This is a genomic window from Chitinophaga niabensis, assembly GCF_039545795.1.
GTDB lineage: Bacteria > Bacteroidota > Bacteroidia > Chitinophagales > Chitinophagaceae > Chitinophaga > Chitinophaga niabensis_B.
The window spans coordinates 7,034,468-7,060,246 of record NZ_CP154260.1; the positions used below are offsets into that span (position 1 = coordinate 7,034,468).

The window sequence follows — 25,779 nt, forward strand, 5'->3', positions numbered from 1 at the left end:
GTACTATTATGAAACGCAACATATTAATGGCCGGTATCGGCATCATTTTTATCACTTCCTGCGGCAGCCTGGACCTGAATCCATTATCAGACGGATCGGGTGAAACATGGAATTCTACGCCGGAGGAAATTGATATGTCCCTCAATGGATTGTATAAGGACGCATTCTGGATGCTGGACAGTGATGAGTGGACGGACGATTTCCTTTACCGTGATGCCACCACACCTATCACAGGTGCTACTATCAATGGTGAAACGGACTTTGTGAAAAGCTGGTGGACGAATTCCTATAAAGCGATTGCAAGGGCCAATAACGTAATAATAAGTGTGGGCAGGGCTGCAAAAAATTTATCGCAGGCACAGATCAGCCGTTATTCCGGGGAAGCCCGTTTTGTACGTGCCTGTCAATATTCACGCCTGCTCTCTCACTATGGGAATATTGTATACACGGAATCCGCACTGGATATAGAACAGGCGCTGAGTCTGAAACAAACAGATGCGGCTACCGTACTAAAAAACATCTATGCAGATTTTGATTCCGCCGCATTGTACTTACCAAAAACATATGGCGCAGCAGATCTGAAACGTGCTACCTCTGGCGCTGCATTGGCCATGAAAGCCCGCATTGCCTTACACATGGGCGATCTGGCTACAGCCCGTGATGCTGCAAAGGCCTGTATGGACCAGAATGTTTATAAGCTGCATACTGATTTTGGGAACTTATTCCTGTCTAAAACAAAGAATTCAATCGAAACTATTTTTGGCCTGCCAAGATCGGTAGCATTGAAAGTTACATTAGGGGATTGCCAGAATTTTGTACCCAGGAATGCCGGTGGTTGGGGAGCTAAAAACCCTTCCTGGGATCTGCTTTGCGCATTCCTTTGTAAAGATGGATTGCCAATAGATGAATCGCCGCTCTACGATCCGCGTAAACCTTTTCTGAACCGTGATCCCCGCTGCGCTGCTACTATCATAGAATTTCAAACTTCTCATCTCGGCTATACCTATCAGCCGCACCCGGATACATTAAAAGTATGGAAGGATGCAGATCAGAAGTATGTGGAGAACAAAGATACCCGGTCCATCGCCATCTTTGCTTCTTTCAACGGATTGAACTGGAAAAAAGGAATTGATGGAGACTGGCTGTTGAATTCATGGCAGACAGAGCCGGATAAGATCATCATCCGTTATGCAGATATATTGCTGATGTATGCAGAAGCAAAGATTGAATTGAATGAAATAGACCAGTCCGTAAGAGATGCCATCAATATGGTGCGTGCGAGGGCATATGGTGTAGCATATACTAATACTGCCGCATATCCCGCTGTAACATCCAATGACCAGGCTGTGCTGCGCAAAGCCCTGCGGAATGAAAGACGCATGGAGTTTGCAAGGGAAGGTATCCGCTATATGGATATCATCCGCTGGAAAATAGCAGACAAAGTATTGAACATGCCAAACTATGGCATGCTGGACCCTGCAGATCTCCGTACAAAAGTAGTGCAGCCCGGATTGTGGTTCTTCCCGCAAACTGCCCCGGTGGATGAAGATGGCGTGGCAGATCTCTCCGCTATGTATAATGCCGGTTATATTAAGGTGGTGGCTGTGCGGAAATTTGATGCTACACGCCAATACCTCTGGCCGATACCAAGTACAGAAGTATTGATCAGCCATCTTACACAAAATCCTAACTATTAAGATGATGAGAAAAGGAATCAACGGTCTATTGATAGGTTTATGTTTTGCGGCAGGCCCACTGAAAGCGCAACGTGCTTTCAGTGGGGTCTACCCGCACCTGGCTATGTATAATAAAGAAGGAGAATGCGGTACCGGTGCAGTGGTACCCTGGGCTGGTAATTTATGGGTGATAACGTATGGGCCGCATCTGCCCAAAGGGTCCTCTGACAAGTTGTATGAAATATCACCTGCATTGAAACAAACAGTCCGGGAGGAGAGTATTGGCGGCACACCTGCCAACAGGATGATCCATAAAGAAAGTAACCAGCTGTTCATCGGGCCATATGCTATTGACGGCAAAGGTGGTGTAAGAGTAATCCCCTATACGGCCATGGCAGGCCGTCATACAGGTAATGCACGTCATCTGCAGGACCCGGCAGGTAAGATATATTATGGCACTATGGAAGAAGGGTTTTATGAGGTGGATGTAAAAACGCTGCAGCCGGTGATGATATCAGAAGATGGAAATACTAGGAAGAACAGCGACCTGTTACCCGGTGCACATGGCAAAGGATTGTATTCCGGGCAGGGTGTGATGATCTATTCCAACAATGGAGAACAGGGACCGAAAGCTTTGACAGATTTTGATATTGAATCAGGTTCTTTGTCTGAATGGGACGGAAAGAACTGGAAAGTAGTCCGCCGCAACCAGTTTGTGGAAGTGACCGGCCCGGGAGGTATCAACGGTAATGCACATCCTGCAACAGATCCCATCTGGGCTACCGGCTGGGATTATAAATCCGTATTACTGGGCGTGCGTGATGCAGGGAAATGGCATTTTTACAGATTGCCCAAAGCCAGTCATAGTTATGATGGTGCACATGGATGGAATACAGAATGGCCAAGGATACGAGACATTGGTACGGCACAAAAGCCGGATTACCTGATGACCATGCATGGTATGTTCTGGCGTTTCCCCGGGAATTTTTCCGCTGCTAATACAGCCGGTATTCGTCCGCGTTCTGCTTATCTGAAAGTGATCGGTGATTATACCCGCTGGAATGAGCAATTGGTTTTTGGTTGTGATGATTCTGCGCAGAAAGAATTTCTGAATAAACGTAAAGCGAAAGGAAGTATTGAAGGGCCGGGTGAGTCCAATTCCAATCTCTGGTTCACGTCCTTTAACCTGCCTGATCAATTGGGGCCCACTACGGCTGAAGGAGCTGTTTGGATAAAGGAAGATGTAAAGGCAAATGAACCTTCTGATCCTTTCCTCTTTGCAGGCTGGAAACATCGTTCCGCATGGGTGCAGAACAATGGGAAGGCTCCCACAACATTTACCTTTGAAACCGATAATGGGAATGGACATTGGGTTAAAATTAAAACCCAAACGATTATCTTAGCCCCGGGAGGTGCAACTTCTATATTGTTTCCGGTAACCACACCGGGAGAGTGGATCCGCGTTAGAACGAACAATGCTACCAATGTTACCCTGCAGTTCTGTTATGCTGCAGATGATGCACGCAGTACAAAGCCAGCAACAATATTCAATGGCCTCAGTAAAGTAACAGGAGCGCCAGCTTCAGAAGGTTTGTTGTATGCGTTGGGAGATGATCGCCGCACATTGGGGCTTAGCACAGCTCATGGATATTATGAACTGGATGAAAAAATGGCGCTGGTAAAAAAGGAAGATGTAACTACTGATCAGTTTATCAAAAGCAAGTTTGCCATTCCTGAACAGCCGGTTATCATAGATGAAGCATCAGTACTGGTAGTTGATGATAAAGGCCGCCGCTGGCGTTTGCCATTGGGCAACGATGCGTTCACAGGAACCAGCCTGCGTGTTTGCAGGGAGGTAGCTACTGAACGTGACCTGTTCGACTGTCATGGCACCTTTTATGAGTTGCCGGCAGAGAATGCAGATGGATATGCCAAGATCAGGCCTATATCCTCCCATTCTTTCCGGATCAAGGATTATGCTTCTTACAGAGGTTTGCTGATCCTCACCGGAGTTGAGGGGCAGGTGAAAGGAAATGATCATCTTATCTATTCCAGTGATGGAAAGGCCGCAGTATGGGCCGGAGTAATAGATGATCTGTGGAAAATGGGTAAACCGGTAGGGCATGGCGGTCCCTGGAAGAACACCGATGTAAAGAGTGGAGTGGCTTCTGATCCCTACCTGATCGGATTTTATGACGACCGCAGTTTGAAATTATCGCATACCGCAAAACAGGCTGTTGTATTTAAGATTGAAGCAGACCCTGTTGGTACCGGTCAATGGATGAAATATAAAGAAGTGACGGTGGCTCCGGGTGAAACATATATCCATCATTTCCCCGCAGGTGTTCAGGCTCGCTGGATCAGGTTCAGCAGTAACAGCGATTGCAAAGCAACTGCTTTGCTGGAATATAAATAGTATGCAGAGAATTCTTACAGGCATCTTATTGTTCTTATGCAGTTTTGCCCATGGGCAGACTGAACGTGTGTACCTCACAGCGGAAAAGGATACTTTAAAACTCGCATTGGATAATAACGGCAGGCCCCTGTATTACTTCCGGAATATTTATACGCCGGTATGTAATACAGGGGAATGCAAACCTGTATATATCAATTTTTACTGGGACCTGTTAGGCAACTATACCCGCTTTACCATGCCAGCCAATGAAGTGTTGACCAAAACAGATCACCGGGAATTCCAGGAGAAGGACTATGCCAAATTGCAGGAGATCATTGCAAAGGAAACATCCATCTTCTCAGAACTAAAAATGGAAGACCTGGTGGTAAAAGGCACAGAGAAGATCTCAGATTCCGTAGATATGAAAACTGGTGCTACGCTCAAAACAATTAAGAATGAAGTGATAGAAGGCGCAGTTTTTACCTGTTATACACTCTGGCATCTTGCACATGGAAAGATCACAAAAGAGATCTCCGGCATCACGGAAAAATTAACGGACAGCACCTTACTGCATAACTTCCTGCAAAGTAACAATCACCATTACCAGTACTGGGCAATGGATAAAGTGATTGATGCCGCAGGGCATGTTACAGCATCTTATGAAGATGATATAACCCGGATCATTGAAGGCAATAATATTTTCACGGCGAAGTATGCCTTACAAAAGGCAGATGCTGATTTCTTTTCGGATAGACAGCTATGGCTTTTGGAAACAGCTAATAAAGCATTATACCCTTTGCAAATGGCTATCTATAAAAGGATGGCAACACTGGTGCTTACTGATAAGGTAGCACTTAAAGTGGCACAATCACTTACGGGTAACCAGGAACAGGTGAAGAGCAAACTGGCTATCCTGGCTGCACAGCCCAAATTGTCGCAGGCTGTAAAAGCTCAGCTGGGGCCTTATGCAAAGGACATTCAATAAATGGACCATAAAGAAACATTCAAACTGAAATGGATATGAAACGAAATCTGATGATCCTTTTCCTCTTCATCACATTGCATGCTACTGCACAGCGGCATGTTTATGTAGAAGCGGAATCCTTTGAGAACAAAGGTGGCTGGGTAGTGGATCAGCAATCATTTGTAGTGATCGGTTCTTCTTACCTGATGGCGCATGGTATGGGAAAACCTGTAAAAGATGCGAGCACCACTGTAACGTTTCCCGCAAAAGGAAAATACAGGATGTGGGTAAGAACAAAAGACTGGGCACCATTCCCTACCGGGCCTGGTAAATTCACCATCTGGCTGGATGGCAAACAGGCAGGGCAGGTATTTGGTGAAAGCGGTGATGTTGCCTGGAAATGGTATGATGCCGGCATGGTAGATATTCAAAATGAAAAAGTGCAGCTTAGCTTAAAAGACCTGACAGGGTTCAACGGCCGTTGTGATGCACTGTTCTTTACCGATGCCGCTAAATTTACTCCACCCAATAAACTGGAAGACCTGAATGCCTTACGCCGTAAATTATTGCATCAATCAGCAGAACCAGGTGATGGCGGGCATTATGATCTTGTAGTGATCGGTGGTGGCATTGCAGGCACCTGCGCTGCAATCTCTGCATCCCGTATGGGGCTGAAAACCGCACTTATCCAGGACAGGCCTGTACTCGGAGGAAATAACAGCTCAGAGGTACGGGTACACCTGAAGGGAGATGTGGATAAAAACCATTATCCTAAACTGGGGCGTATTGTCAGAGAAATGGACAATGGAGATCCGGGGAACGGTAACCCCGATGCAAATGAATATGGCGATGCCAGGAAGATCCAGATCGTAAAGGCAGAAAAGAACCTTTCTCTTTTCCTCAATACCCATGTGTATAAACTGGAAAAGGAAAAAGATAAGATCATTGCGGTAACAGGCCGCGATATTTCTACCAATAAAGAATTACGGTTTACCGGTACCTATTTCACTGATTGTACCGGCGATGGTACAGTTGGCTATTTAGCCGGTGCGGACTTCCGCATGGGAAGAGAAAGTAAGGCAGAAACAGGGGAGTCCCTCGCAGCTGAAAAATCAGATAGTTTTACGCTTGGCACCTCCAACCTCTGGGCCTCTGTGGCAAAGGATACTGTTTCTTCTTTCCCTGAAACACCCTGGGCATTGCAATTCTCAGATGAGTACCATATAGATCAGACGCAATCAGATTGGGAATGGGAAACCGGTTTTGGTAATTTCAATACCATCATGGATGCGGAAAAGATCCGCGACCATAACCTGCGTGCTATTTATGGTAACTGGTCTTACCTGAAAAAAAGCAAGCCAGCTAAGTATGGAAAACAGGAACTGGCATGGGTTGCTTATATTGGTGGTAAAAGGGAATCACGGCGGATCATAGGAGATCATATCCTCACGCAGATGGATATCCAGGAAGGGAAATTATATCCTGATGGCAGTGTAACCGCCACCTGGACAATTGACCTGCATTTCCCCGATGCGAAAAACAGCAAATACTTTGAGGGGCAGGAGTTCTTCGCCAGCACCAAACATATCAGGGTAGCACCTTACACCATTCCTTACCGTTGCCTTTATTCAAAGAATATCAGTAACCTGTTTATGGCAGGCCGTAATATCAGCACTACACACGTTGCATTTGGCAGCACACGCGTAATGCGTACCTGTGGCATGATGGGAGAAGTGGTGGGCTTTGCGGCTTCCTTAGCGAAGAAATACAAAACTTCTCCAAGAGGTGTTTACCAGCAGCATTTGCCGGAACTCATGAATATCCTCAAGGGTGAATAACCTGCTGTTGTTGTTTTACGTATGCGGTGTGCTGCATACACCGGAAGTGCGTTTTGAAGGAACCGCACAGGGAACTACTTATCATATCAGTTACTTCGATGAGGCGCAACGCAACCTGAAAGTACAGATTGATTCCATCCTCACGGAGATCGATAAAAGTTTATCTACTTACCGGACTGATTCCGAAATCTCGACCTTTAACCAGTTCGAGGCCTTTCGGTTTCAGTCCGTTCATTTTTATCCCGTACTGCAAAAAGCTTATGAAGTTTATAAAGCTACCCATGGTGCTTTTGATCCCACTATTATGCCATTAACGGAAGCTTACCGGAAAGGTAAAGCTACCGGTAAACCCTGGTTACAACAGGTGGATTCCCTGCTTCAGTATGTTGGTTTTGAATTCATCACTTTTGATAAAGAAACGGTACAGAGCTCGAAGGAACATGTACGGCTGGACCTTGATGGTATTGCACAGGGCTATACGGTTGATGTGATTGCCACTTTCCTGGAAACAAAGGGGATCATTGATTACGTGGTAGAAGTGGGAGGGGAGTTGCGCTGCAGCAATACCAGAACTGTTAGCATTGAAGACCCTACAAATCCTGATGGCCGTTTGGCTTTACTGAAATTGAATAACCGTTCCATGACCACAGCAGGCAATTATAATGATCATTATTCCGCGGGAGGGCAAACCTTCAATCATATCCTGCACCCCAAAAAAGGCATCGCCACCAGTGACCTGCTAAGTGTAACGATCATTGCAACAGATTGTATGACAGCGGATGCTTATGATACGGCGTGTATGGTACTTGGACTGGAAGGAACCAAAAAGCTGCTGTCGGAACATCCGGAGCTGGATGCTTATCTTGTATACCATGGAACAGATGGGGCACTGAAGGTATTTATGACGGAGGGGGTAAAGCAGATGCTGGTTAACTAACCCCTTAGTTGTATTTGAATATCCTTAACTTTTATTGGCTGTTAATTTGATCCTTTGGAGGTAAACCATGCAATTATGTTTCTAATTCGACTTACAACAGCATTATTATTGATCCTTAGTGCAAGAGGAATAGCGCAGGAGAAAAAGGGATTCACCATTTCAGGAAAGATAGATGGTATCGGTAACACCAAGGTATTGTTAGGGAACAAGCCTGACAGGGGGTATGCGAGTGGTTTTAAAGTCCGGTACTTTGATTCCTGCATGAGTGTAAATGATCACTTTACTTTTAAGGGGCATGTTGATGAGTTAGCTTTTTATTCAATCGAAGTTCCTGACAAAGCCAGGGGGTGGGTTGGTTTTATTCTGGGTAATAATGAGATAAAAATAACCGGCAGTAAGGATTCGATATATAGATCTGCCGTTACGGGGTCTCTGCAGCAGGATACATATATGCACTATATAGATAAGGTTTATTATCCTCTTGTCAGAGAGGCGCGGGTATATAATGATATTGCTGACAGCTTAAGAAAGACCGGAGATACAACAGAGAAGAAACGAATAGAGCGTGAAATTATTGAGCCTTATAACAGGAGGATAGAGGCTAATATATATCGGTTCGTTGAGGAGCACCCCTCTAATTTTGGTGCCTTATATGAATTACAGGGTCATTCGAAGTATATACCGATAGACAGCGCAAAGAAATATTTCTTAAAATTATCCGATGAAATGCAGCAAAACACGGTTGGCAGAAGGCTTAAATACGAGCTCTTCGACTACCCGGAATTGATTAGTGTAAAGAAGCCGATACCTGATTTTTCTCTGCCGGATACCACAAATATGATCCGGTGCATTTCCGAATTCCGCGGAAAGTATGTACTACTCGATTTTTGGGCGAGCTGGTGTGGTCCCTGCATAGATGAATTGCCAGCTGTTAAAAGGCTCGATAGTCTCTACGGAACAAAAGGCTTACAGGTGTTAGGCGTTTCACTGGACACGAAAAGAGACCTTTGGATGCAGGCAATCATTAAGCATAATATTACCTGGCCTAACCTGTCCGACCTGGAGGGGGCAGATGGAGCAGTGTCAACGATGTTGCAAATAACAGCAATTCCTGCTAAATTTTTAATAGGCCCCGGTGGAAATATCATTCTGAAGAATGCTTCACTGCCAGAGATAGAAAAGTTCCTGCAAAGTAAAATGGCTGATTGATCACTGGCACAATGATTGTTGCCTGTTTGGTATGGGAAACTTAAAAATAGAACACATCAATCCGGATGGACTAATTAAGAATCCGGCATTCACTAATGTTGTTACCGTTCAGGGAAACGCAAAAACAATATATATAGGAGAGATCAATGCCAATAATGAAGCAGGAGAAGTTATCGGCAAAGACATGAAAACGCAGACGGAGCAGGTGCTGAAAAATATAGGTGCTGCTTTGCAAGCTGCCGGTGCAGACTGGGAGAACCTGATAAAGTGGACGGTATATATTGTACAAGGCCAGGATATACAGCCTGGATTTGAGGCCTTTCAGAAAGTATGGGGTAAACGACCCAACCCGCCTTTAATAACTGTAATATTTGTTGCCGCCCTCGGGCGGCCGGAACATTTGGTAGGCATAGAAGCTATTGCTGTTGTGCCTTAATATACAGAAGGGCTTCCCGCAGGAAGCCCTTCTCTTTTAAATGAAGTCTTATTTCCGTTAACCCAAACACCCTATCCGTTAAACGGGTGAAATACCTGCTTCTGCATGCCCCTATCTTTGCTTCGTTAAAATTTTATAACCCCAATTATTCAGAATTATGAAAACAAATGTGATGTTCGGACTCGTAGCAGGTACCATCCTATTCGCTACCAGTTGCAAAAAAGAAAATGTTCAACCCGATTCCCAGGTATCTTTAGAAAATGCAAAAGCAGCCATTGGCGATCTGGCTATTCTACAATTTGATGTTGACAAATTTGCGGGCAACATTGAAGCGTACATGAATGGAAAGGTAGCCGGTTATGGTTACACCATTTTCCATGAAGGAAATATCTACTACCGTGGCAGTGGTGGTGGTGGATGGCTCAGGCGCCCTGTGGATGCACCTGCTGTTATGCACGCTGCACAACAACGGCAGGATATTGCGAGCTCCACTAAGTTCGTGACGGCGCTGGCTACCATAGCCCTGCTGGAAAAGTACAATATGTCTCTCGCTGAGCCTGTGTACAAATACCTGCCTACTAATTGGCAACCTTCTGAAAGCTTTAAGGAGCTGACCTTTGAACGCCTGCTCTCTCATCGTACCGGCCTTATCAAATACGGTGGCGACTGGGAAGAACTGAAGAAAACAGTGGAAGGCCCGATGAAGCAAGATGAATTTGAAAATCAAAGCAGGGTTTATAACAATGTCAATTTTGCTTTACTGGCTGTTATGTTACCTTATGTTGCTGCTAAAAAAGAATTCCCTGCGGACTATAATGTATTAAAGTCCCTGGAAAATAAACCGGATCAGCTTTATGATGCTTTAGGCGTACGGTATGTAGGCATAGTAAGAGTGAATGTTTTTAAACCTGCAGGCATGACACAGTGGAGTGTTGCTACGTTTGCTCCCTGGAACAACAATGGCCTCATCAGCCCTGAGAGTGCTTCCAAAGGATATGCTACTGCAAACGGTAGTGAAGCAGGTACTAACAACGGAGACTATCGCAGGAATGGCGGTGCAGGCGGACTTTATATCAGCACTGCTGAATTTGGCAAGATACAGCGCAGTGCAACACAGGGGCTTATTGTAAGTGCAGCCGGTTATCAAAAGATGAAAGATGCTTTGCTGGGCTTTGATGCTGTAGTGAACGGTAAATTCGGGAAATATTACTGGAAGAATGGCGGCGCCAATTACAGAGAAACGATGATATTCGATTTTGGTAAAACACAGGTCGCAGTATTTGCGAATTCCAATACCAGTGAGATAGGTAATAAGCCAAGCATACTTGTAGGAGCTTATGAAAGTGCCTGGGTGGCAAAGTGATAAAATACAATATATTATAAAAGGGAGCGGTACCATACCGCTCCCTTTTATTTTGCTTTTAAAAACCCATCGGGCCTGTTTAGCCCCTGAGGCAATAATCCCATTTGCTCCGCTGTTGTTTCACTGATGGGTTCCTGCAGAATGAGTTCCGGGATTTGAATAATGCTAACTTTGTTTTTCAGTAAATCGCCATGGGCAGCGAAGGAAATGAGATTTCCTTTTCGTTCTATCTCTTCTCCGGAGAAACTGAAATGTTTAACCTGCTGGTTATGAATGGAGCAGATGTATATTTTATGTTTTTCCTGATAAATAAAGATCAGGTGATCGTTATACCATTCCAGCAACAGGCAGAAGCAGCCAAATACGGGATTGTAGGTTTCAGGAGTCCAGTTGAAAAATTCTCCGTTCTCCATCACTCTTAGTAAATGATGCGCCCAGCCATCTGATTCAAACCAGGCTAATCTTTCTTCTTCAACAGTCATATCCTGCTCAAAAATACGGCATTGATTTCCATGCTTGTTTTGCCATTTTATTGACTTATCCTCTTTTACTTCAGGATGCAGCTCTTCCTGTTCCAGTGCCTTTATTATTCTTTCATAGGGATTCATTGAACTAATATAATCAATAGTGTTAACTTTATTTACAAAGCCCGGGTATGCTTAAAAAGAAAAGGCAACAAAAATACCTCATTAAGAGATGGCTGGAAATACGGAGGCAATTATATGCCTTTTCAGGTTCCGGAAATCATGATGCGTTGCACAAGCTACGTGTGGAGATTAAAAAGATCAGGGCTTTTGTAAAATTATATAAAGGAAAGATAGCGACCACAGGTCAGCTGAAGGCTGTCAGGAAGATCTTTCACCGGGCGGGTATTATCCGGGAAGCGAATATTAACCTGCAAATGATGAAACGGCTTCATATTGAACAACCTGTATTTAATGCTGAAGAAAAACATGCCATCCAGCGGGAGTCCGAGCGGTTCCATTTACATCCCGGCCGTTACGAAAAACATATCAGGAATAATATCAGGTCCCTTCTAAAAGTAATACGTCCTATACGGAACAGGAGTATCAAACATTGGTTCTCCCGGCAGCTAAAGGCAATAGCCGGCATTGTTGCTGCATCATCTACGGATCAGTTCCATTTGGCCCGCAAGAAGATAAAACGGCTCATATATATTTATGGGATGCTTCATAAAAGATTAACACACACGTTGAAAATAAACATTGCCTATCTGGACCAACTGCAGGATGCAATTGGTGAATGGCATGATACAACAGTAGCTGCTGAGTTGTTAACTGACCGTAATACCGGCAATAAAACGGCCCTTAACAGGCTGCGGAAAGAGCAGGATAGAGCAGGTGTTGCTATTCATACTATGGGGGATGATTTTTTGGGCAAAGTGCATGAGCTACGCTTGTAAAAAATGGATGAATTCACTATATTGAAACAGATAAGAATTTATTAGTAACATTTAAATACGGGTAGTATGACCTTACTAAAAAATATCTTCGCAGTCTTGCTCTTCATGTTTTGTGTTTCCTTCACCCCACCCCACCATGGATGGGCCAATTACGACCAGAGTAAAACGCTTGACTACACAGGAACCATTCAATCGTCTGCTTATGAAAATCCTCATAGCATTATTAAAGTAAATCAGGATAAGGTGATCTGGACCGTAGTACTGGCTCCCGTCAGCCGGATGAGCGCCCGTGGGGTTACTGCTGATATGATAAAAAAGGGGGCCTCATTGCGTGTGGTAGGATATCCTCACAAAGAGATCAAAAACGAAATGCGTGCCGAAAGGATCTTTATTAACGGCACCAAATACGAATTGCGCTAATGCTTGTAATGGCAGATTGGTTGCAGTTGCTGGAGCATACTTCCTGGGCTGAAGCCATTCGTCAATCTGCCTGGCTTTACCCTTGCCTTGAAATTGTGCATATTATAGGAATTGTGTTATTGGTAGGGCCAGCCTTTATATTTGATCTTCGTTTATTGGGATTTTCAAAACATCTGCCCCTGGATGGATTAGGGCATCTCCTGTTACCCTGGTCTGTAAGGGGATTGCTATTGGTGATCCCTTCCGGTATATTGCTTTTTATAACCAATGCAAGTACCCTTGGATATGATCCGGTGTTTTGGACAAAGATGATCCTGCTTATATTGGCCGCCTGTAATGCGTTTGTTTTCCGGTCCCTCAGGAATGGAGGTGCAGCTTCCCCTGCCGCTGTAAAAGTAATAGCGGTACTTTCCCTTTTGTTATGGATAGCCATTATTGCATGCGGCCGTTTGTTAGCTTACTAAATAGTCCCCCAAATTTTAGCACCTTGCATTAACGATTTAGCAGTATGTTTGCAATAGATAGGATCGCTGAGAGACGTTAATACATCACCCGAAATTTAAAACCTACGTAGATGGGTTCCGCTAATTTACAATTCCACAGGGATGAGGAACTGTTGCTTATGCTACAGAGCGGGGAACATCATGCTTTCCGGGAAATATATAAAAGATATTGGGACAAATTGCTTTATATAGCAGGAAAAAAACTGGAGGACCTCTCCGAAGCGGAGAGCATTGTACAAGACGTATTTGTTGACCTTTGGCAACGCCGTGAAACACTGGAAATACGGGAGCAGCTGGCGGGATATCTTGTTGTTGCGGTCAGGTACCGCATCCTGAACTTCCTTGCCAGGCAACATAAAGCTGAAGCTTATCTCCGGGATACCGCACGCAGCTTGTCTCCTGCAGACCATTCTACTGAAGAGTGGCTGGGATTTGAGGAATTGAGGGGCTGGCTTGAGAAAATAGTGGCCGCTCTTCCGGAGAAATGCCAGCTTGCTTACAGGCTCCGGGGGGAAGGATATAGCCAGCGGGAAATAGCCCGGTACATGAAAGTATCTGAAAAAACAGTGGAAACCCATATCAGCCGTGCGCTCAAGATCCTGCGTTCCGGCCTGGGGCAGTTGATCTCCCGGATGTGGATGATGTTCTTTTAATACGCCTCAAAAAAAATTTCTTCTCCCATTCAGGGAAAACCTCTTTTCAATTGACCTTGTATCAGAAACCCTTTGCTGATGCAAGACCATTCCACGAATAAACGTTATCAAGAACTGGCCCGAAAGCAATTGCAGGGCACGATTTCACCTGATGAGGCTGCTGAACTGGCCCAGTGGCTGGCGCATGATGATGGACAATTCCTGGAAGTGCCTCCCACTATGGCTGAAAGCCGTGAGCTCCACGAGAAAAGACTGTTGGGTGCCATTGAGCAAAACATCGGCTGGAAGAAATCCGCACGTATCCGGGTTTTCAGATCCGTTGCTGCTGCGGCAGCCATATTGCTGATAGCTGTTCTTGGCTGGTGGCTTTTAAATCCTTCTCCTTCCATTCCTGCTGCTGTACCCCTGGCAGAGAATAATAATGATCCTGCACCCGGTGGCAACCGTGCTGTATTAACACTTGGTAATGGCCAGCGTATTGTATTGGACAGTGCGTCTAACGGTACCCTATTCAACCAGGGAGGAGTACAATGCGTGAAACTGGATAGCGGAAGCCTGGCTTATAATATGGGTGGCGCATCTGATGAAGTACAGATGCATACCTTATCCACCCCTATAGGCGGACAGTTCAGGATCACCTTATCCGATGGTACCAGCGTTTGGCTGAATGCAGCTTCTACGTTGAAATTCCCTTCTTCTTTCAAGGGGCAGGACCGGTCTGTGGAAATTACCGGCGAGGCTTATTTTGAAGTATCGCACAACGAACGTATGCCATTCAAAGTTGCTTTCAACGGGAACGCCGTTGAGGTATTGGGAACTCATTTCAATGTGATGGCTTATGCAGATGAAGCTAAAAGTAAAGTTACACTTCTTGAAGGCAGCGTGGCTGTCAGCAATCTTTCCGGCCGGCATATCCTTAAACCAGGTATGCAGGCGCTCGTTGGTAACACCATTACTATGAGCCGGGCTAATGTGGAAGAAGCAGTGGCCTGGAAGAATGGTCTTTTCATTTTTGATAATGAGGACATTCACAGCATCATGCGCAAACTCTCCCGCTGGTACAATGTAAAGCCTGAATACACAGGCGAAATGAAGGGTTTAACTTTCTCCGGTACCGTGTCTCGTTACGGCAATGTATCCGGTGTGCTCAATATGCTGGAAATGACTGAAAGCGTTCGTTTCGGACTGAAAGGTACTACTATACAAGTTTCTCGTTAATCCTCTATATGCGCAACAATATACCATAACAACCAAAAAGTTTGCTATGCAACGATTCCACACATTGAAATTCCTATTCTACGGAAAGCTGACTTTCGTGTTATGCATGATTGCATTCATGCAAGCGAGGGCATCTGCATTTGCCCAACTGGTTACGCTGAACGTAAAGAACACTTCCATTGAAGAAGTGTTGAAAGAATTGAAAAGACAAAGCGGTTACAAACTGCTGTACAACGATGCCCAGCTGGCATCCACCAAACCCGTCAGCATTTCCGTTGAAAAGGCTACGGTGGAAGAAGTGCTGGACCTCTGTTTTGCAGGCCAGCCGCTGGATTATGCCATCCGTGAAAATACGATTGTGGTGAAGCCCAGGAGCAATAGTGCTCAGCAGGTTTTCTCCGTAAAGGGAAAAGTGGTGGGAGAGAACCAGGAGCCACTGCCGGGTGTGAATATAGCGGTGAAAGGAACTTCCAAAGGTACGGTTACCCGTGAGGATGGAAGTTATGTACTATCAGTGCCGCTGGGAACTGAAACACTTGTGTTCTCCTTCATCGGATACATCAGCCAGGAAGTACCTATTCAAAAGCGGACTACCGTTGATGTGAAATTAGCGGTGGAAAACAAAGCACTGACCACATTGGTGGTAGTGGGATATGGTGTGCAAAAGAAAGCCACCCTCACCGGATCTGTGGCAGCGGTTACGAATGCAGAGATCAATACCACCAAAAATGAAAGCGTGCTGAATATGCTAACAGGTAAAGTACCCGGCCTCCGCATTGTGCAGAACAGCAGTGAACCCGGCTCTTTCGACAACAACTTCGATATCCGCGGTTTTGGTGCACCACTCATGATCATAGATGGTATTCCCCGCGATAACATTGCCCGGCTGGATCCTAACGATATTGAAAATATTTCGGTGCTGAAAGATGCATCAGCTGCTGTATATGGTGTACGCGCAGCAAATGGTGTGATACTGGTGACCACCAAACGTGGAAAGATAGGGCGCCAGCTAACTTACAATGGAAGTTATACCTGGCAAAAACCTTCCGGCCTGCCACGCTCTCTGGATGCGATCGGTTATATGACCCTTGTGAATGAGAAACTGATGCATAATGTAAATGGTGGCCGCCTGGCATATACCGATGCTGATTTTGAAGCTTACCGTAATGGTTCCAAACAAAGCACAGACTGGTACACGCCCACCATAAAGGATGTGGTTCCGCAGATGCAACACAACCTCAATGCTTCAGGTGGCAGTGAAGACATCAGTTATTATGTGAGCCTCGGGTACACAGAGCAGCAGGGCTTTCTCAGAAGCGGTGACCTTAACTATAAACGCTATAATGTACGCTCCAATATTACCGGTAAGGTAACAAGGGACATCACTGTAGACCTTAACGTAAATGGCATCTTCGATCAGAAGAACCAGCCCTACCAGGATACCTGGTGGATCATCCGTTCCTTCTGGCGCCAGAATCCGCTGGAACCTGTTTATGCCAATAATAATCCAGACTATTTAGCACATACCCCTGTAGATGGTACCAACCCTGTAGCTATGTCAAATAAAGACATCGCAGGGTATAAGCAATTCCTGAACAGGTGGTTCCAGTCATCCGTATCAGCTACTTATCAGGCACCTTTTCTTACAGGGTTAAAGTTTAAAGGGATGTATAGCTACGATTATAACAGCTATACCAATAAACTTTATCAAAGAGAATACAATCAATATACTTACGATGGAGCTTCGGATGCTTATACCGCGAGGCCACAACAGTCGCCTTCCAGTTTACGGAGGGAGTACTATGAAAGACCTAATACTTTGTTTCAATTATCCGCCAGCTACGATCAAAAGTTCAACTCAGTGCATGATGTAAGTGCATTGCTGTTGTATGAGAACAGTGTGCGTTCAGGAGATAACTTTTATGCTATGCGGGAGCTTTCCCTGGCAGTGGACCAATTGATGGCAGGCAACAGTACTAATCAGCAGGGGAATATGTCGTCTTCCCTCAATGATCTTTACCGCAATGCCAACCGTGCACTGGTAGGCAGGATAAATTATGCATTCAAATCTAAATACCTGCTGGAAGCAAGTTTCCGCCGTGATGGATCATCTAAATTCCCGGGAGATAAACAGTTTGGTTTCTTTCCCGGCGTATCTGTTGGATGGAGGGTATCAGAAGAAGGATTCTGGAAGAATACGCAGGCGTTACGCATGATCGATAACCTGAAGATCCGCGCGTCTTATGGTGAATTGGGGGATGATGGGGCTGCTGCTTACCAGTTTATCACAGGATATACTTACCCTGCTTCCGGTAGTAATAACCAACTGCCTCCGGGCCATATCTTCGATGATGAATTCATCAACGGGCTGCAAAGTAAAGGTATCCCCAATCCTTTCATTACCTGGTTCGTAGCCAAAACCACCAACTTTGGTATCGATATCAATGCATGGAGAGGAATGCTCGGCCTTACAGTGGATATATTCCGCAGAGATGGAACAGGTTTGCTGACCACCCGTGCGCAAAGCCTGCCTGGAGTTGTAGGTGCCAACCTCCCCCAGGAAAACCTCAACAGCAATCGCTCACAGGGTATAGAACTGGAGCTCAACCATGGCAATAAAATAGGAGACTTTGAGTACTACGCCAAAGCCATCTATTCTTACACCCGTACCCGCAACCGTTTTGTAGAACGTTCCGGGGCTGGTAATTCTTACGAAAACTGGCGGCAGAATTCCAACAACCGGTTTAATAATGCGCGCTGGGGACTTGGTGCCGGTGGCCGTTTTGAATCCTGGCAAAGTATCCTGGACAGCAAGAATTATGTAGGAAGAGGTACACTGCCTGGTGACTATGCGTATGAAGACTGGAACGGTGATGGTATGATCAGTGATTTGGATGTACATCCCATTGCTTATAACGGCATTCCGCTTGTCAATTACGGTATTATGCTGGGCGGCTCCTGGAAAGGTGTGGACTTCAATTTCCTTTTCCAGGGTTCCGGTATGGTGAATGTTGGATATAATGAACAACTGCGTGAATCGTTATGGGGCGGTGGCAGTGGTCTGGCTTTATTCCTGGACAGATGGCATCCGGCAGATCCTAAAGCAGATCCTTATGATCCCAATACGCAATGGGTGCCAGGGAAGTATGGTTATACAGGTACAGTGCCTGATGAGAATTCCGCATTCAATGTGCAGAACGCCGCCTATTTAAGGCTTAAAAGTGCTGAGATCGGTTATTCCCTTCCGGAAAGAATAGCTACAAGGATAGGGCTTAAAGGTGTGCGGGCTTTTGTGAACGGGTACAACCTGATCACCATCACTGATATCAAGTATGTGGACCCTGAGCATCCTGCTACTTTGTACAGCTACCTGTATCCACTCAACAGGACTTTCTCCGTAGGTCTGAACGTTAAATTTTAATGTTATGAAACTGAAGATATTCTTACTTTCCATTGTATGCTTCATTGGGCAGACTGCCTGCACCGATCTGGATATTCCACCCATGAACGTGATCCAGGATAAAGATGTGTTTACCACAGAGGGTGGGATCAGAATATATATGGCCCGCTGTTACAGCGAGCTGCCATTTGAAGATTTCCGGTATTCACCTACCAGGGGTACCAATCACTTCTGGATCATCAATCCTCAACCTGCCAATACCGGCGAAGCATTGAGCCGTGATCTGAATGGTTCTACTACTGAGGGATTCAACTTTTGGGAACGCGCCTATCCACTGATAAGGGAAGCGAATTATTTCCTGCAAACCCTGCCAACGTATGCAGGTAATTTCCAGCCGGCGGATGTGAATCACTGGCTGGGAGAAGCCCGGTTCATCCGTGCGGTAACGTATATGGCACTGGTGAAAAGATATGGTGGTGTGCCGATCATCAATAAAGTGTTGAACTACCCGGAACAAAGCATAGAGGAGCTGAAGATACCAAGGGCATCAGAACAGGCAGTGTATGATTCTATTGCGGCGGATCTTGACTTTGCCTATAACAATATGAAGGCTTCCAGTGAATCCGGCCGTGCTAATAAATATGCAGCAGCAGCCTTTAAGTCGCGTGCCATGTTGTATGCGGGTTCAATTGCAAAATACAACCAGACGCAGTTGTTCGATGGTAATCAAAACCGGCTGGTAGGGATACCTGCTAACAAAGCAAATGATTATTTCAAAGCGGCCTACGATGCAGCAGGTCTGGTGGATGGTCATTACAGCCTGTATAAAAAGAGTTGGGCTGCCGGAGACAAGCAGGCGCAGATGCAGAATTACATCAACCTGTTCTTTGATGCAACAAGCCCGGAGAACATCCTGATAAAAGGATACAAATATCCTGAAACAGTGCATGGCTATGATGCTTACAATGTTCCCCGCCAGTTGATGGGTGGAAATGGATACTCTGCTGAAGTGAACCCTACACTGAACCTGGTGGAACTGTATGATGGTATTCCTAAGAACCCTGATGGCACCATTCAAACACTGGATGCCGGCGGTAAATATATCCTCTACACAAATACACTCGATCTCTTTGCAAATGCAGAACCCAGGCTGCGTGCTACAGTGATTGTTCCGGGAGACATTTTCAAGAATGAGAGTATTGAGATCTATCGTGGTATTTATACAGGCAGTACAGCAGGTGGTATCAGCCGCTTGTTGCCGGAAGGATCTACTGCGCCTTATCCCTCTGCTAACATTGTATCTTCTCCTAACGCACAGCAAACGCCTTTCACATTACCTGATGGATCAAAGAAAAACCCTGCCGGCAGGAGTGGTGTATTTACGGCTGATGGAACAGGAGCCGTATCAGGCTTTTCTGTGAGGAAATACCTCGATCCGAACAGGCCTACTGCTGAAGTATTGGAAAATCGTTCAGACCAGACCTGGATAGAAATGCGCTATGCAGAAGTAATGTTGAACCGTGCGGAAGCTGCTTATGAATTACATGCAGCAGGGCAGGGAGGCAGTTACCTGCAGGATGCATTCAACATTATCAACCAGATCCGCGAAAGGGCGGGAGCTGTATTATTGGCTTCTACTGCTGCCCTCAACACTATTGATATTGTTCGCAATGAAAGAAGAAAGGAACTGGCGTTTGAGAATAAGATCTGGTGGGACCTTAAAAGATGGCGTATCCTGGATAAGGAGCAGAATGGTACTGTTTACCGTACACTCATGGCGTTCTACTCAGCAGAAGCCGGCAAATATTTCTTTGATGCGCGGCTGGATGAACGCAATTCACGTTATACGTTCGACACCAGATGGTATTACCAGGAGATCCCCGGCTCGGAGATCTCCAAAAGCCAGAACCTGATCCAGAACCCAGGCTATTAATGTTTGTAAAAATTTAACGTCATGAAAAATAAGATCTGCCATATAAGTTTTTGTATATTGATATTGCTGGCCAGTGCCTGCACTAAGAAATATGATGACTATCCGGAACCGGCTGAAACGCTCGCCGGGAATATAAAAGATGCAGGTTCCAAAAACAACCTGCAATCTGAAGCTGGAGACAGGGGAATGCGTCTTGTACTGGAGGAGTTGAGCTGGAGCAGTACACCAACACCTTATTATTTCTTCGCCATGCAGGATGGCTCTTTCCGCAATACCAAGATCTTCAAAGGCAATTACCGAATTTCGGTGGAAGGCCCCTTTGTGCCGCTTGTACAATACGATGGCTCCGGCCAGGTAACTGTGGATAAACGGAAGACCATGGATATTGCCGGAACCACCAATGTGGACTTTGAAGTGGAACCCTTCCTGAATGTAGAATGGGTGGGAGAACCTGCCTATAATGCTACAAACAAGACTATTTCCGTTCAGGTAAGGTTTACACGTGGTACGGCCAATGCTGCCTTTCACAAGAATGTGACGGATGTATTCCTTTTTGTAAGTCCTAATAATTACGTGGGCAATAATAACTACGATAACAAGTATTCCGTGCAGGTGAATTACGGTGGAACATCCGGGAATGATCAGCTGGGGCAAACCGTTACGCTCACTACAAAAGATGTACTCCCGGGTTCCCGCTCATTTTTCCTGCGGGTGGGAGCACGTATAGATTATGGTTTAAAGTATTACAACTATACAACGGTTAAAACCATCAATATACCATGATGAGAAGAACGCTCATTTTTGTTTGCAGCTTATGCCTTTCTGCAGCCGCTATGGCACAGGAGAAAACGGCCTTTCAGACCAGCAGTGCGTGGACCCCGGAAATAGATGTCCGTTCGGATATCGCAATCGTTTATGGTGCCGGCGACCGTCGCGGCATGACCTTCGAAGCGCGCGTGAAGTCGTGGAGGGAAAGAGGGTATCAGACTCATTTTATGACAGGCATTGCCTGGGGTAATTACGAAGATTACTTCACCGGTAAATGGGATGGTAAGAATCACTTCGGCATCGGGCAGGTAGAGCAGGATGGAGATACGATCTGGCATGGCAGGAACGTGCCTTATGTAGTGCCGGAAAGTACTTTCATTGCTTACATGAAGGAAGCAATCATCAAGAAAGTGATTGATGCCGGTATCAGTCACATTCACCTGGAAGAGCCTGAGTTTTGGGCGCGTGCTGGTTACAGCGAGGTTTTTAAAAAGGAATGGCAGCGGTATTATGGGTTTCCCTGGCAGCCGCAGCATACTTCACCGGAGAATACTTACCTGTCCAGCAAGCTGAAGTATCACCTGTATTACAATGCCATTAAAGAAGTGTCCGAATACGCGAAGGCCTACGGTAAGCAGAAAGGGATGGATGTGAAGGTGTATATTCCCACGCATTCACTGGTGAATTATTCTTCCTGGAGGATTGTTAGTCCGGAGGCAAGCCTGGCTTCTCTTCCAAGTATTGATGGTTACATTGCACAGGTATGGACAGGTACCTCGCGTGAACCAACTTATTTCAATGGACTGCGTAAGGAACGTGTATTTGAAAATGCATTCCTGGAATATGGTTCCATGATCTCCATGACGGCACCTACCGGCCGTAAGATATTCCTGCTCACCGATCCGATCGAAGACTGGCCGCGTGACTGGGGAGATTACAAACGTAATTACGAAGCTACCTTTACTGCTAAACTGTTGTACCCAATGGTAGCAAATTATGAAGTAATGCCCTGGCCGGAAAGGATCTACACCCGTCCTTATAAATTGCCTAATAGTGATTCAAGTATTCTGATCCCGAAGTATTATTCAACCCAGATGCAGATCATGGTGAATGCGTTGAACAGTATGCCTGAAACCGAAAACAGGGTGTCTGGCGTGAATGGTATTGGTGTGCTGATGGGTAATTCCATGATGTTCCAGCGTTTCCCGACCCACCAGGGATTTGAAGATCCGCAGTTCTCCAACTTCTACGGGCAAACGCTGCCTTTGGTTAAACTGGGCGTTCCTGTGCAGACTGTGCATATGGAAAATCTGCCTTTTGAAGCAACGTTGAAAGATATCAAAGTGCTGGTGATGAGTTACTCTAATATGAAGCCGATGTCAGCAGAAGTGCATCAACATCTGGCAGCATGGGTGAAAAAAGGTGGTGTGCTTATCTATTGCGGGCGTGACGATGATCCTTATCAATCTGTGCAGGAATGGTGGAATACAAAAGGTAATACCTTCAGGGCACCTTCAGAACATTTATTCCGCCTGCTGGGAGTAAAACCGGATCAGTCACAAGCCCAGGTAGGGAAAGGATATGTATATATTGTGCGGCAGCATCCTAAAGAGTTTGTAATGAATGAAGCCGGGGAGAAGTCTTATGTGGCGCTGATCAAAAAGGCTTATGAAGAAAGTGCCAAAGCCGGTAAGCTGTTGTTCAGGAATAGTCTTTATGTGTCCAGGGGGATGTATGATGTGGTAGCAGTGATGGATGAAAATAATGATCAGAATGCTTTTGTTGTGAAGGGGCCCGTGATCGATCTTTTTGATCCTACCCTTCCTGTGCTGGCGAGCAAATCTGTAACACCGGGCAAACAGGCACTTTTGTTGAATGTGGCGAGGGTGAAGGAACCTGGCAAGCCCCAGGTGCTTGCGGCCGCATCACGCATTTATAATGAAGAGAGAAAAGCGGGGGCATATAGCTTCGTTGCAAAGAGCCCGGCTAAAACGGTGAATGCCATGCGCATCCTGTTACCGGCTGCACCAAAAGAAACAGTGCTGCATGGATCGGGTGGTGAGAAGATAACGCCTGTCTCTACCTCCTGGGATGAATCCTCCAAAACCGTTTTTTTACAGTTTGATAATAGTCCTGAGGGGGTGAAGGTGGAGATTAGTTATTAACTTATTTTGCTACAATAAACTGGAAAGTAGCTTTACCTAACATGCCATTGGCACTGATACCTTCTACTAAACCATAAAAAGCGGAATTGATATCTGAGGTAAAGAATTCCAGGCTGGCATTTCCGTTCTCATCCGTTATGATATTGGGTGCCCATAACAGGGTATTCCGGTAATCCGGCAGGGGATCCTGTTCTTTATCGTAATCGGGTTGATAGAATTCCTTTTTCGGATAATAACCTTTTACCCTGGCCAGACCATTCATTTTTAATAATTCCTCCTCTGTGTATTGAGGATAATGATAGACAACGTATTTGGTATTCGTTGAATTGAAAGAGAAGGGGTGAGAAACCGGGGGATTGGGCCCACTCCATGTGATATATCGCTTTCCTTCGATGGGAAGTTCCTTGCTGCAGCCTGCAACAGGACAATTTAACCAACTTCCGTGTGCCCTGTCTGTAAGGCCATCGTATTTCGCCATACTGTCCAGGTGGCCTATGTATTTATCCCGGAACACGGTGGCTGTTTTCCCTTGTATTTCCACAGCTTTGAGTTTAATACTTCCACGTGCCAGTAGCGGTTGATCTTCTGCTGTTGCTTGTTTGGGTGGTCCTTCCAAAGGATAGTTTATTTTTTGCCAGGGCTTTATTTTATTGATCTGTTCAAAAGGATCGTATACCTTCCATTCAAAATCCCGTTTTTCACCATAGTGCCTGATATAGATATTGCCGGATAGACTTAGGATTTCCGGCGAAAGCAGTAACGATCCCCTGGTATCCAATGTGCTTAGCTGACTGCGTTGCTGTTCCGCATCAAAAAGCATAACAGCCTGTTGGGAAGATCTTGTTTTCTTTTTAAGCGCAATGAGTTCCACAACCGTACTGTCGGATAATGCCAGGTTATCCATTCTTTTTAATGCTTCCTCACTCCATGAATAGGAGCGCCAGCCCTGCGTGAGCAATAACAGGTCCAGCGCCTGTTTACGGTCTGTATTTGTAGTATCGAAATAATACCCCGGATCGTAAATATTGCCTTTTAGTTGGGTGAACAGCAGGTAATGTGTTTGTATATCGTTCGGTTCTGTTGGCCGGTGGTAGATCCGGTCGTATGCTGTTGCTCCTATTTGGGCAATCACCGGTTTGCCTTGTTCATCGGCTGCGTGTATTTGCAGGGCAATTTTCCTTTTTGTGCCATAGCTTTCCTGGGAAAGTTTTGCGGTAATGGATAAGCGGTTATCCTGCTTTATATAGAGTAGCCTTTCCGCTACGGGTACCGCACGATGGTCGAAAAGGGTTGCTTCAGCTATGCCGCTTGCTACTTCCTGTAAAGGCAGTTTAATATCCATGCTGTCTTTTATTTCAGCCGAGGCCATTAACTGGGTTATGCCTCTTGTTTGCAACCTGAAATAGAAGAGTTGTTTTTCTGTTCCCTGGTGATAGATCCGGAAGGTGATACTGTCTTGGTTATTGTTCAGCAGCCGGAAGGACATTCCCTGTTTCCTGATTTCGGGCAAGGGATAAAGGGTATCTGCAAAAGGAGCATCCAAACGAACGTAATAGGTGTTGCCGGATGCTGGCCTAAGGCGGAAACTGCCCATGCCTGCATGCGTGCTCTTAAAATGTGCGATGATCTTATCACCATCAAGCAGGGTTCCTGAAACAGGGCAAGGCAAGCCGTTTTCAGCCACCGCTTTAAAGGCAATACGGTTGGTTACGCCAGATAGCAGGTGACCGCCTTCGGGCAGAAGGTTGAACTGCAATTTTCTGGGCATGCTATCGGTGTATGTTTTCTTCCGCAGCAGTTCTGTTACATTCTTTACTATTCTTATTCTTCGTGTCGCCTTCGCGGTCAGGGAATGAGCGGAATAAGCGCATAACCAATAATTTCCTTCAGGTAGCAGATCATCAAGATAAATATGCCCGCTGGTAATGCCGTCTTCAATGGGGTATTTTTCCTGCCATACAATGCTGTCCTTTTTCTCATGGATCAGTTGTACGTAAAGGGTCTGATCAATAGCAGAGAGCAGCTGATGCTGTGCGTTTACCGCATAGGCTTTGAACCAAAGGTCTTCCATAGATTCATAGGTATCCTTGCTGGTCCTTATATATAGGGATATACGTTCTGTGCTGTCCGAATAGGTTTCCAGGCTGCGGGCCAAAGAGTCCAGTTTGGACATTTCCTGGGCATTTGCTGAGAGAAGGCCGAATAGTGGAATTAGTATGATTAGATACCGCATACCACCAATATACGGAAGATTGGATGTTTTTTATGATGGACGATCAGAGGGGGGGAAGATGAGGTGCTGAATACTGCTTTGCCGTATTTGAAGAAATAGATGATTGTCTTATTCGGGGCAACATCATTGTTTTACAAAAAAAGTGTACTTTGGGGTTTGGATAGTATTATTTATTGACCTAACATCATGCGCTGTATTTCCTGTTTTCCAGGAGTCCGGCGATTTTCTATTATCAATCAAAATTC

Annotated in this window: 19 protein-coding genes; 17 read left to right on the forward strand and 2 right to left on the reverse strand. The window is 45.5% G+C overall.

Going from position 1 to position 25,779, the window contains the following annotated elements; all coding sequences use genetic code 11:
* Nucleotides 1-8: 8 nt before the first annotated feature.
* The 8 genes from AAHN97_RS28315 to AAHN97_RS28350 all read left to right on the forward strand — a co-directional run bounded on the left by AAHN97_RS28315 (nt 9) and on the right by AAHN97_RS28350 (nt 10,818).
* Complete coding sequence (locus AAHN97_RS28315) at nt 9-1,697, forward strand: RagB/SusD family nutrient uptake outer membrane protein (RefSeq protein ID WP_343305427.1); 1,689 nt, start codon at nt 9-11, stop codon at nt 1,695-1,697.
* A 4-nt stretch (nt 1,698-1,701) separates the two neighbouring features.
* Nucleotides 1,702-4,092 carry a hypothetical protein gene (locus AAHN97_RS28320; RefSeq protein WP_343305428.1) on the forward strand — a complete coding sequence of 797 codons (2,391 nt, stop codon included), beginning with the start codon at nt 1,702-1,704 and terminating at the stop codon, nt 4,090-4,092.
* Between the two features lies 1 nt (nt 4,093).
* Nucleotides 4,094-5,056: a hypothetical protein gene (locus AAHN97_RS28325; protein WP_343305429.1), complete on the forward strand. Its 963-nt coding sequence runs from the start codon at nt 4,094-4,096 to the stop codon at nt 5,054-5,056.
* Nucleotides 5,057-5,091: 35 nt separating this feature from the next.
* Nucleotides 5,092-6,873: an FAD-dependent oxidoreductase gene (locus AAHN97_RS28330; RefSeq protein WP_343305430.1), complete on the forward strand. Its 1,782-nt coding sequence runs from the start codon at nt 5,092-5,094 to the stop codon at nt 6,871-6,873.
* Complete coding sequence (locus AAHN97_RS28335; RefSeq protein ID WP_343305431.1) at nt 6,866-7,810, forward strand: FAD:protein FMN transferase; 945 nt, start codon at nt 6,866-6,868, stop codon at nt 7,808-7,810. The genes AAHN97_RS28330 and AAHN97_RS28335 overlap by 8 nt, the downstream gene beginning before the upstream one ends.
* A gap of 75 nt (nt 7,811-7,885) precedes the next feature.
* Nucleotides 7,886-9,019: a TlpA disulfide reductase family protein gene (locus tag AAHN97_RS28340; RefSeq protein WP_343305432.1), complete on the forward strand. Its 1,134-nt coding sequence runs from the start codon at nt 7,886-7,888 to the stop codon at nt 9,017-9,019.
* A 31-nt stretch (nt 9,020-9,050) separates the two neighbouring features.
* Complete coding sequence (locus AAHN97_RS28345; RefSeq protein WP_343305433.1) at nt 9,051-9,455, forward strand: RidA family protein; 405 nt, start codon at nt 9,051-9,053, stop codon at nt 9,453-9,455.
* 157 nt (nt 9,456-9,612) lie between these two features.
* Entirely contained in the window at nt 9,613-10,818 is a 1,206-nt protein-coding gene (locus AAHN97_RS28350; protein WP_343305434.1) for a serine hydrolase domain-containing protein, read from the forward strand.
* Between the two features lie 47 nt (nt 10,819-10,865).
* On the opposite strand, the gene AAHN97_RS28355 is transcribed toward AAHN97_RS28350, so the two are convergent.
* The gene (locus tag AAHN97_RS28355; RefSeq protein ID WP_343305435.1) at nt 10,866-11,426 is read right to left on the reverse strand and encodes a hypothetical protein; all 561 of its coding nucleotides are present in this window, start codon (nt 11,424-11,426) and stop codon (nt 10,866-10,868) included.
* Nucleotides 11,427-11,473: 47 nt separating this feature from the next.
* Here AAHN97_RS28355 and AAHN97_RS28360 point away from each other — a divergent pair, with 47 nt between their 5' ends.
* The 9 genes from AAHN97_RS28360 (at nt 11,474) to AAHN97_RS28400 (ending at nt 23,301) form a co-directional block, all read left to right on the forward strand.
* Nucleotides 11,474-12,241: a CHAD domain-containing protein gene (locus tag AAHN97_RS28360; RefSeq protein WP_343305436.1), complete on the forward strand. Its 768-nt coding sequence runs from the start codon at nt 11,474-11,476 to the stop codon at nt 12,239-12,241.
* A gap of 66 nt (nt 12,242-12,307) precedes the next feature.
* On the forward strand, nt 12,308-12,661 hold the full coding sequence (locus AAHN97_RS28365) for a DUF6152 family protein (RefSeq protein WP_343305437.1): 354 nt from the start codon (nt 12,308-12,310) through the stop codon (nt 12,659-12,661).
* An 8-nt stretch (nt 12,662-12,669) separates the two neighbouring features.
* Nucleotides 12,670-13,125: a DUF6644 family protein gene (locus AAHN97_RS28370; protein ID WP_343305439.1), complete on the forward strand. Its 456-nt coding sequence runs from the start codon at nt 12,670-12,672 to the stop codon at nt 13,123-13,125.
* A gap of 110 nt (nt 13,126-13,235) precedes the next feature.
* On the forward strand, nt 13,236-13,817 hold the full coding sequence (locus tag AAHN97_RS28375) for an RNA polymerase sigma-70 factor (RefSeq protein WP_343305440.1): 582 nt from the start codon (nt 13,236-13,238) through the stop codon (nt 13,815-13,817).
* Nucleotides 13,818-13,895: 78 nt separating this feature from the next.
* Nucleotides 13,896-15,035, forward strand: coding sequence for a FecR family protein (locus AAHN97_RS28380; RefSeq protein WP_343305441.1), 1,140 nt, complete (start codon nt 13,896-13,898; stop codon nt 15,033-15,035).
* Between the two features lie 46 nt (nt 15,036-15,081).
* Nucleotides 15,082-18,456, forward strand: coding sequence for a TonB-dependent receptor (locus tag AAHN97_RS28385; RefSeq protein ID WP_343305442.1), 3,375 nt, complete (start codon nt 15,082-15,084; stop codon nt 18,454-18,456).
* Between the two features lie 4 nt (nt 18,457-18,460).
* Nucleotides 18,461-20,368: a RagB/SusD family nutrient uptake outer membrane protein gene (locus AAHN97_RS28390; RefSeq protein ID WP_343305443.1), complete on the forward strand. Its 1,908-nt coding sequence runs from the start codon at nt 18,461-18,463 to the stop codon at nt 20,366-20,368.
* Between the two features lie 21 nt (nt 20,369-20,389).
* A complete protein-coding gene (locus tag AAHN97_RS28395; protein WP_343305444.1) occupies nt 20,390-21,151 on the forward strand; it encodes a DUF3823 domain-containing protein in 762 nt (253 codons plus the stop codon).
* A complete protein-coding gene (locus AAHN97_RS28400) occupies nt 21,148-23,301 on the forward strand; it encodes a hypothetical protein (RefSeq protein WP_343305445.1) in 2,154 nt (717 codons plus the stop codon). The genes AAHN97_RS28395 and AAHN97_RS28400 overlap by 4 nt, the downstream gene beginning before the upstream one ends.
* Before the next feature lies 1 nt (nt 23,302).
* Here AAHN97_RS28400 and AAHN97_RS28405 read toward each other — a convergent pair whose 3' ends face one another.
* The gene (locus AAHN97_RS28405) at nt 23,303-25,474 is read right to left on the reverse strand and encodes a hypothetical protein (RefSeq protein ID WP_343305446.1); all 2,172 of its coding nucleotides are present in this window, start codon (nt 25,472-25,474) and stop codon (nt 23,303-23,305) included.
* Between the last annotated feature and the right edge of the window lie 305 nt (nt 25,475-25,779).

Excerpts from the sequence above, each read along its gene's own strand:
- AAHN97_RS28325 (WP_343305429.1), top strand. The coding sequence starts at position 4,094 with ATGCAGAGAATTCTTACAGGCATCTTATTGTTCTTATGCAGTTTTGCC.
- AAHN97_RS28390 (WP_343305443.1), top strand. The coding sequence starts at position 18,461 with ATGAAACTGAAGATATTCTTACTTTCCATTGTATGCTTCATTGGGCAG.
- AAHN97_RS28405 (WP_343305446.1), bottom strand. The coding sequence starts at position 25,474 with ATGTCCAAACTGGACTCTTTGGCCCGCAGCCTGGAAACCTATTCGGAC.
- AAHN97_RS28345 (WP_343305433.1), top strand. The coding sequence starts at position 9,051 with ATGGGAAACTTAAAAATAGAACACATCAATCCGGATGGACTAATTAAG.
- AAHN97_RS28400 (WP_343305445.1), top strand. The coding sequence starts at position 21,148 with ATGATGAGAAGAACGCTCATTTTTGTTTGCAGCTTATGCCTTTCTGCA.
- AAHN97_RS28385 (WP_343305442.1), top strand. The coding sequence starts at position 15,082 with ATGCAACGATTCCACACATTGAAATTCCTATTCTACGGAAAGCTGACT.
- AAHN97_RS28365 (WP_343305437.1), top strand. The coding sequence starts at position 12,308 with ATGACCTTACTAAAAAATATCTTCGCAGTCTTGCTCTTCATGTTTTGT.
- AAHN97_RS28330 (WP_343305430.1), top strand. The coding sequence starts at position 5,092 with ATGAAACGAAATCTGATGATCCTTTTCCTCTTCATCACATTGCATGCT.
- AAHN97_RS28320 (WP_343305428.1), top strand. The coding sequence starts at position 1,702 with ATGAGAAAAGGAATCAACGGTCTATTGATAGGTTTATGTTTTGCGGCA.
- AAHN97_RS28380 (WP_343305441.1), top strand. The coding sequence starts at position 13,896 with ATGCAAGACCATTCCACGAATAAACGTTATCAAGAACTGGCCCGAAAG.
- AAHN97_RS28315 (WP_343305427.1), top strand. The coding sequence starts at position 9 with ATGAAACGCAACATATTAATGGCCGGTATCGGCATCATTTTTATCACT.
- AAHN97_RS28360 (WP_343305436.1), top strand. The coding sequence starts at position 11,474 with ATGCTTAAAAAGAAAAGGCAACAAAAATACCTCATTAAGAGATGGCTG.
- AAHN97_RS28395 (WP_343305444.1), top strand. The coding sequence starts at position 20,390 with ATGAAAAATAAGATCTGCCATATAAGTTTTTGTATATTGATATTGCTG.
- AAHN97_RS28375 (WP_343305440.1), top strand. The coding sequence starts at position 13,236 with ATGGGTTCCGCTAATTTACAATTCCACAGGGATGAGGAACTGTTGCTT.
- AAHN97_RS28350 (WP_343305434.1), top strand. The coding sequence starts at position 9,613 with ATGAAAACAAATGTGATGTTCGGACTCGTAGCAGGTACCATCCTATTC.
- AAHN97_RS28340 (WP_343305432.1), top strand. The coding sequence starts at position 7,886 with ATGTTTCTAATTCGACTTACAACAGCATTATTATTGATCCTTAGTGCA.
- AAHN97_RS28370 (WP_343305439.1), top strand. The coding sequence starts at position 12,670 with ATGGCAGATTGGTTGCAGTTGCTGGAGCATACTTCCTGGGCTGAAGCC.
- AAHN97_RS28355 (WP_343305435.1), bottom strand. The coding sequence starts at position 11,426 with ATGAATCCCTATGAAAGAATAATAAAGGCACTGGAACAGGAAGAGCTG.